Here is a 7735-nt window from a genome sequence, read left to right as displayed (position 1 = left end):
GTTCGCATACAGCCGTGGCCACTCTCTGGCGATGTCGGCGTCGGAGGCGAGCGGTCCCAGCGCGGCCGCGGCGATGCTCCACAGCGAATCACCGGACCGGACGGTGACCTCCCTGGCTACGCCGGGCGTGTCCTGCGTGCGCACGTGCCGTGCCGTCAGGGGGCCGGCGTCCACGACCGGGCTGAGGGGTTTCCACCGGGGATCCACCGCGGAACTTACCGCKGAGCCGGTAGCCGGCACCTGCGGCGCCGGGGCCGGGGCGGGCGCCGGGGCAGGGGGCGAAGACGGAACGGCTTCCGGGACGCTGGCGGGCATCGGGGCGCGGGCGGGTGTCCAGGATACCGAGACCGCCGCAGGGGCGGGCCGGCCGGGATCCGGCACGTCGTGGGCAGTTGCGGCGTTGGCCAGCGGAGCGGTCATGAGCTGCAGGCCAACGGCGGCGAGAACCAGCCGGCGCATGAATGCCGGGCTGAAGCGGCCGGTGGCGGCCGCCGCGCGGGTCCTGCCGAGACGGTCGAGGAGGGCCGCAGCGATGGCGATGGCGAGGGACAGGACCCACCACGTGATGACGATCAGCCCGGCGGTATTCGCCGCGATCCCCAGTTGGTCCTCGAAGGACAGTGACTGGTGGCGCTCGGAGGCTAAGTGCCAGCGCTGGACGAGGAAGCTTCCGGTGGCGGCCAGGAAGACCCCCAGCATCAGGATCACGGCTGCCATGGCCGCGTCGGCCCGGACCGTTTGCCGGGGCCGGGGGTGGGGGTTCTGTCCTGTTGTCCGGTCCATCGCTCAACCTCCATCTGCCTTCAACATCATTTGATGCATTTTGATGTTGTTTGATGTTATTGAATGAAGTCTGATCCGCGATGGCCACGTTTGTCTAGATGCAGCCCGCAGCCTGTGGATTGACCGGTGCGGGAGGCGCGCCTACGCTGGCGCAATGCGGTGGGACGCCCTGTTTGACGACATGGAGGCACAGCTGGCCGCGCGCCAGCAGTTGGATTTAGAGGCAGAAATAGCAGAACGCGCACTGGTGGACGCGGCGGGGGTGGAGCTCGCCGACCGGCTGCGCGGGTCCCTGGGACTGGGCATCCGCGTTCACCTGACGTCAGGATCCGCGTTCGAGGGGGTGCTGAGCCACGCGGGCAGCGAAGCCCTGGTCCTTGATGAGCCCCACCACCAGGTGCTCGTTCCCTATGCCGCCGCCGTGCACTATGTTGGTCTTTCGCGGCTGGCGGTGCCCGAACAGTCAAGGGTCCGCMGGCGGTTAGGCCTGGGCAGCGCCCTTCGGGGCCTCGCCAGGAGCCGGGCGCGCGTGACGATTCTTGTCTCGCGCGGGCCGGCGGAGACGGCGTTCCACGGCGTCATTGACACTGTTGGCCGGGATTTCCTGGATCTGGCCGTGGCCCGGGAGGGCGGGGGCCGGCGTCCGGCGAATGACCGGCAGGCGGTGACCATCCCTTTTGGCGCCCTGGCGGGCATCAGGTCCGTCAGCGCCGCGGTCGACTAGCCAACCCTGCGGGGTCAGCTCCCGGCGGACTTCGCCTTGGCCTCTTCGATCATGCGGCTGGCCTCGGCGTAGCGTTCCTGGATGTACTGCTCCAGCATCTTCTCCTCAACACGCCACTGGCCGCGGCCGCCCACCTGGATCGCCTTGAGTTCGCCGCTGCGAACGAGTGCGTAGGCAGCCGGGGAGTTGATCTGGAGCTGCTCGGCAACGTCCGCGAGGGTCAGGAATCGGGGCATGTGTCCATTTTGCCACCGTTGGCGTCAATTGGTGCCGTTATCCACAGTTTGCGCCTGTTTGTCCCTACATCTTCCGCCCGGACCGCCGGAGCGTAACAATAGGGGTGCCAGGGGTGCCCGGCATCCCGGGAATGGACGGCGGCGACAGGGGGGAGCGGACGCATGAGTGGAAGCGCGGCAGCCGAAGGGGCCCGTTTGAAGAAGCCGTCCTGGAAAGATCCCCGGCTCCTCGTCGGCATCCTGCTGGTCCTGGCATCCGTAGTGGGCGTAGTGTCGCTGGTCGGTGCCGCGGACCAGACCACCGAAGCCTATGCCGCGCGCGAGCCGATCGCCGTCGGCGAGACGCTGACGCCTGACAAGCTGCACCGGGTCAAAGTGCGGCTCGGAGAGGTGGAGCAGCACTACCTGACCCCGGAGTCCGGCCTGGATAGCGGCCTCGTGGCAGTGCAACGAATTGGCAAGGACCAGTTGCTGCCGCGCGAAAGCGTCGGGCAACTCGACCGGCTGGACCGCAAACCCGTCGCCGTCACCGTCGAAGAAAGCCTTCCCGCCCAAGCCGCGGCGGGCTCCCGAGTGGACGTGTGGGTTGCCCTGCCGGATGCCCGGAACGGCTTCAGCGAACCTGCCCTGCTCCTCTCCGGCGCCGAAATTTCCCAGATCACCGAGGGGAGTACAGCCCTCGGGTCTTCCCGCTCGACAGTGGTCATGGTGCTGGTCCCGGACGCCYAGATGCCGAAACTTCTGGGGGCGCAGGCCAACAAGGCCAAGATTGCTGTGGTGTGGAACCCGGGCGGTAGCGGGCGATGAGCATACCCGTGGTGACTGTGGGGGACTCACGCGATGACCTGGTGGAAGGCCTGGAACGTCTGCACGGTCCCGTGTCCGTCGTCCGGCGGTGCAGCKAGCTGGCAGAACTGCTGGCCGCCTGCCAGAGCGGCCTTGCCCGCGCCGCTGTGGTCGCAACCGGCAGCGAAGAACTGACGGCCTCTCTCGTGGACCGCCTGTCCGCCGTGGGCGTCGTGGTCATTGCACTGACMGACAACCCCGGCGAAACGGCCCGCCTGCGGACCATCGGCGTGGCAGCAGAAGCCCGCGGGGTTGATGCCGCGGCCMTTGCGGCACGGATTGCAGCGGCCGTGGCACAGCTCAGCCGCACGGGAGGCAGGCCGGGGGCTGCCGCGCCGGAYGGCGACTMCTCCGGCACATMGGCGGGCACGTCCGCGGGCGCGGACGAGACGGCCCGGACCTCCGGGGAGCGCGTGGCGGGCGCCCGAGGCCCTGCCGGGACGGGCCGGATCATTGCGGTTTGGGGCCCGGGCGGCGCGCCGGGCCGGACCCTGGTGGCTGCCAACATCGCCGGTGAGCTCGCGGCGGAGGGAAAATCCGTGTTGCTGGTCGACGCCGACAGTTACGGCGCCAGCGTGGCCGCCCTGCTGGGACTGCTCGACGAGGCTGCCGGACTGGCCCAGGCCTGCCGGCTGGCCGACCAGGGCCTGCTCGACGCCGATGCACTGCTCCGGGTCGCCACCACGGTGGCGAGCAAGACCGGGACGTTTCGCGTGCTCACCGGGATCACGAGGGCGGACCGCTGGACGGAATTGCGCGCCGCGGCGCTCACGCTGGTGCTGGAACGGGCAAGGGAKATCGCGGACGTCACCGTGGTGGACACCGGCTTCTGCCTTGAAGCCGATGAGGAGCTCAGCTTTGACACCGGCGCGCCGCGGCGGAACGCGGCGACCCTGAGGAGCCTGGAAATGGCCGATACCGTCTTTGCCGTCGGGGCCGCCGACTCCATCGGAGTGCCACGGCTGGTCCGCGGCCTGGCCGAGCTGCAGGCGGCCGTCCCGCAGGCATCGCCCCAGGTTGTCATGAATAAGGTCAGGGCCGCCGCCGTGGGGCGTTCGCCGGAACGCCAGCTCAGGGAAGCATGGTCGCGATACGGCCCATCCGTGCCGTTGTCGGCCTTCCTGCCCTCAGACCCTGCGGCGAGCGACGCCGCCTTGCTGTCCGGAACACTCCTGCTCGAATCCGCCCCTGAATCTGAGCTCCGGCGTGCGATCGCCAAAATGGTTTGTGCACCTGTCCAGCGAAACAAGAAATCCTTTGGCTTTTCTTCCACAGCACAGCGCCGGGCAAAGAGCTAGGGTCATCGTAAGGGCCGCAAAGAGGCGGCTGTGAACTTCTTTTATGGAGGCGTTTCGATGTCGTCTGGGTCCAGCGTGGAGGATCAACCCGTTTCGATCGGTAGTAGCGAAAGCTACCTCGGGGATTACTACGAGCACCTCGCGGAGGAGGATTTCCGGGCCTATCCCCAGGAAGTCCTGACGGCAAGGGCCGATACCCACCGCCAGATCGCGGCGACGCGGCTGCCGGGCATCGCGAACATCGCCGTCCGTGACGAGGCCGATTGCAGCGTCCTGTACATCGTTACGGATGACATGCCCTTCCTCGTGGACTCCGTCAACGCCGAACTGGTCCGCCAGAACGCCCCGATCCACCTCGTCCTGCACCCGCTCTTCGTAGTGACCCGCAACCGCGAGACCGGCGACCTGGTCAAGGTGGCGCGCGTCCCGTCCCACCTGGGCTTCTCGAGCGGAGACACGGCGGCCATGCCGAACATCTCGCACCTGATCGCCCAGGGCGACAACGCCTCGCACATGGAATCCTGGATCGCCGTCGAAATCGACCTCGTCAGCGAACAGAAGCGCGAGGAGCTCGTGAAGGGCATCTCCCGGGTGCTTGGCGACGTCCGCGCCGCCGTCGAAGACTGGCCGAAGATGCGCACGAAAGCCCTGGAGATTTCCGCGGACTTGGACCGGGTGGCCAACCGGGCCCAGATTGCCGAGCTKCGGCAGGCGCAGGATCTGCTGCGCTGGCTCGATGACGGAAACTTCACCTTCCTCGGCTACCGCGAATACGACCTCGTCAACGAATCCGGCGAAGACGTGCTGGAACTGCGTGAGGAAAGCGGCCTCGGCCTGCTCCGCGCCGGCGCCGACGCCCGCCAGGTCCAGCACCTCACCGAGGCCGGCAGGAAAAAGGCCCGCGAGAAGCGCGCCCTCGTGATCACGAAGGCGAACTCGCGCTCCACTGTGCACCGCTCGGCGTACCTGGACTACATCGGCGTCAAGAGCTTCGACGCCGCCGGAAACGTCAACGGCGAACGCCGCTTCATCGGCCTCTTCGCCACGACCGCCTACGCCGGATCCGTCCGGGACATCCCCGTGGTCCGGGAAAAGGTGGCCGCGGTCCTCGACGACGCCGGCTTCCCGCCGGACTCGCACTCGGGCAAGGACCTGCTGGGCATCCTCGAAACCTACCCCCGGGACGAGCTCTTCCAGATCGAAATCCCGGACCTCGCCGCCATTGCCACCGGCATCCAGCGGCTGCAGGAACGCCGCCGGACGCGGCTCTTCCTCCGGCCCGATATCTACGGCCGGTTCATGTCCGCCGTCGTCTACCTTCCGCGCGACCGCTACACCACCAACGTCCGCCTGCGCATTGAGCAGGAACTGCGCGAGACCTTCAACGCCGTGTCCATCGACTACGAGGCACGGATGACCGAGTCGGCCCTCGCCCGCCTCTTCTTCCGGATCCGGCTTCCGAAGGACGCCGATGTCAGCAACGTCAACAGCGACGAGCTGGAGAAGCGGCTGGTCCGGGCCGCCCGCTCCTGGGGCGAAGGCATTTCCGAAGTTCTGCGCGCCCGCGCCGACGGTGGGGGAGCCGGCGTCACGGAGGACAATGCCAAGGAACTGGCAGCAGTCTGGGCCGAGGCATTCCCCGCCACCTACCGGGTGGACTACGAGATCGAAGACGCGCTGGAGGACATCGACCGCTTCGAGAAGTACGGCGCCGCTGCAGAACGGGCCGGAGCGGGTGTTAAGGAAGAGCCCGGCGTCCACGTCTACCTTCCGGAAGGCGCCGGCGCGATGCTGGAGGAAGACGCCAGGGTCAAGCTGTACATGCTGGAGCCGAAGAGCCTGAGCCAGATCCTGCCGTATTTCCACAACCTCKGCCTCGAGGTGCTGGACKAGCGCCCCTTTGAGATCGAGACCGCGGACCAGCGGGACTTCTTCCTCTACGATCTCGGCCTGAAGTACCCGGCCGGCGTGGACCCTTTGACCACGGGACAGCTGCTCGCGGACTCCTTCGGAGCGGCCGTTTCCGGTGCTGTGGAATCGGACAGCTTTGACCGGCTGGTGCTCCGCGAACGGATGCACWGGCGCCAGGTGGTCGTGCTGCGCGCCTACGCCAAGTACATGCGGCAGATGGGCAATACCAACTCCTTCGGATTCCTGGCGGACACCCTGCTGGCAAACCCGGACGTCACCCGGGGCCTCAGCAACCTGTTCGCAGCACGCTTCGACCCGGCGCTCAGCGACGCCGAACGCGAGCTCAAGGAGGCCGAGGTCCTCATCGGACTGGACGCCGCGATCGAGCGGGTCGCGACGCTTGACGCCGACCGGGTGCTGCGTACGTTCAAGAACCTGGTCCAGGCCACGCTCCGGACGAACTACTACCAGAACAAGCCCCACCTCAGCTTCAAACTGGATCCGTCCCGGATCGACGGGCTGCCGTTCCCGCGGCCGATGTACGAGATCTGGGTCTACTCGCCCCGGGTTGAAGGCGTCCACCTGCGCTTTGGCAAGGTGGCCCGCGGCGGCCTGCGCTGGTCTGACCGGCGCGAAGACTTCCGCACCGAAATTCTGGGCCTCGTGAAGGCCMAGACCGTCAAAAACGCCGTCATCGTCCCCACAGGCGCCAAGGGCGGCTTCTATGCCAAGCAGCTCCCGGACCCGGCGAGTGACCGCAGCGCCTGGATGACCGAGGGCATCGAGAGCTACAAGACGTTCATCCGTGGCCTTCTGGACATMACGGACAACCTCATCGTCACGCCCGAGGGCGAAACGGTMAGGCCGCCGGCCGACGTCGTCCGCCATGACGACGACGACTCCTATTTGGTGGTCGCGGCCGACAAGGGCACCGCTTCCTTCTCCGACATCGCCAACGGGCTGTCCGCCGAGTACGGCTTCTGGCTCGGCGACGCCTTCGCCTCCGGCGGCTCGGTCGGTTATGACCACAAGGCCATGGGCATCACCGCCCGCGGCGCCTGGGAATCGGTCAAGCGCCACTTCAGCGAGCTGGACCTCGACACCCAGTCGGAGCCCTTCACCGTGGTGGGTGTCGGCGACATGTCCGGCGACGTGTTCGGCAATGGCATGCTGCTCTCCAAGCACATCCGCCTGCTGGCCGCCTTCGACCACCGGCACATCTTCCTCGACCCCACCCCGGACGAGGCAACGTCCTACGCGGAGCGCCAGCGGCTCTTCGAACTGCCCCGGTCGTCGTGGGATGACTACAATAAGGCGCTCATCAGTGAAGGCGGCGGCGTCTTTGCCCGGCAGGCCAAGGTGATCCCCGTGTCCGCCCAGATCCGCGCGGCGCTCGGACTACCGGATGGCACCACGGAGCTCAGCCCGCCGGAACTCCTGCGCGCGATCCTCCTGGCCCCGGCCGACCTGCTCTACAACGGCGGCATCGGCACCTACGTCAAGGCCAGCACCGAAACAAACGCCGAGGTCGGCGACAAAGCCAACGACGCCATCCGTGTCKACGGCCGCGACCTGCGGGTCAAGGTGGTCGGAGAAGGCGGAAACCTGGGGATGACCCAGCGCGGACGCATCGAGGCGGCGCTGCAGGGCGTCATCMTGAACACCGACGCGATCGACAACTCGGCCGGCGTCGACTGCTCCGACCACGAGGTCAACATCAAGATCTTCGTGGACCGGATGGTCGCGGCCGGCAAGCTGGACCGCGCCGAACGTGCCGACTTCCTGGCCTCGATKACCGACGAGGTCGGCCGGCTGGTGCTCGAGGACAACATCGACCAGAACATCCTGCTCCTCAATGACCGCATGCGGGTCTCCGAATGGAGCCCCAGCTACGAACGGCTCATGGACTGGCTGGAAAAGTCCGCGGACCTCAAGCG

6 protein-coding genes are annotated in these 7735 nt (G+C 67.5%); 4 read left to right on the top strand and 2 right to left on the bottom strand.

The window, feature by feature from the left end:
- Window positions 1-783 (bottom strand): LysM peptidoglycan-binding domain-containing protein (locus AC1DBQ_RS19855; protein ID WP_476930145.1); only part of this gene is annotated, 783 nt, incomplete at its 3' end.
- A 154-nt stretch (window positions 784-937) separates the two neighbouring features.
- Here AC1DBQ_RS19855 and AC1DBQ_RS19850 point away from each other — a divergent pair.
- Window positions 938-1507 carry a hypothetical protein gene (locus AC1DBQ_RS19850; RefSeq protein WP_476930144.1) on the top strand — a complete coding sequence of 190 codons (570 nt, stop codon included), beginning with the start codon at window positions 938-940 and terminating at the stop codon, window positions 1505-1507.
- A gap of 14 nt (window positions 1508-1521) precedes the next feature.
- Here AC1DBQ_RS19850 and AC1DBQ_RS19845 read toward each other — a convergent pair whose 3' ends face one another.
- A complete protein-coding gene (locus AC1DBQ_RS19845; protein WP_018775212.1) occupies window positions 1522-1743 on the bottom strand; it encodes a helix-turn-helix domain-containing protein in 222 nt (73 codons plus the stop codon).
- A gap of 162 nt (window positions 1744-1905) precedes the next feature.
- On the opposite strand from AC1DBQ_RS19845, the gene AC1DBQ_RS19840 reads away from it, so the two are divergent.
- The 3 genes from AC1DBQ_RS19840 to AC1DBQ_RS19830 form a co-directional block, all read left to right on the top strand.
- A complete protein-coding gene (locus tag AC1DBQ_RS19840; RefSeq protein ID WP_476930143.1) occupies window positions 1906-2550 on the top strand; it encodes a CpaB family protein in 645 nt (214 codons plus the stop codon).
- Window positions 2547-3887 carry a CpaE/TadZ family protein gene (locus AC1DBQ_RS19835; protein WP_476930142.1) on the top strand — a complete coding sequence of 447 codons (1341 nt, stop codon included), beginning with the start codon at window positions 2547-2549 and terminating at the stop codon, window positions 3885-3887. Before AC1DBQ_RS19840 ends, AC1DBQ_RS19835 begins: the two co-directional genes overlap by 4 nt.
- A gap of 57 nt (window positions 3888-3944) precedes the next feature.
- The coding region (locus tag AC1DBQ_RS19830) for an NAD-glutamate dehydrogenase (protein WP_476930141.1) at window positions 3945-7735 on the top strand (3791 nt) is incomplete at its 3' end.

The organism is Arthrobacter sp. 10T413_2 (assembly GCF_056394205.1).
This window is presented reverse-complemented; position numbering and strand designations above follow the sequence as displayed.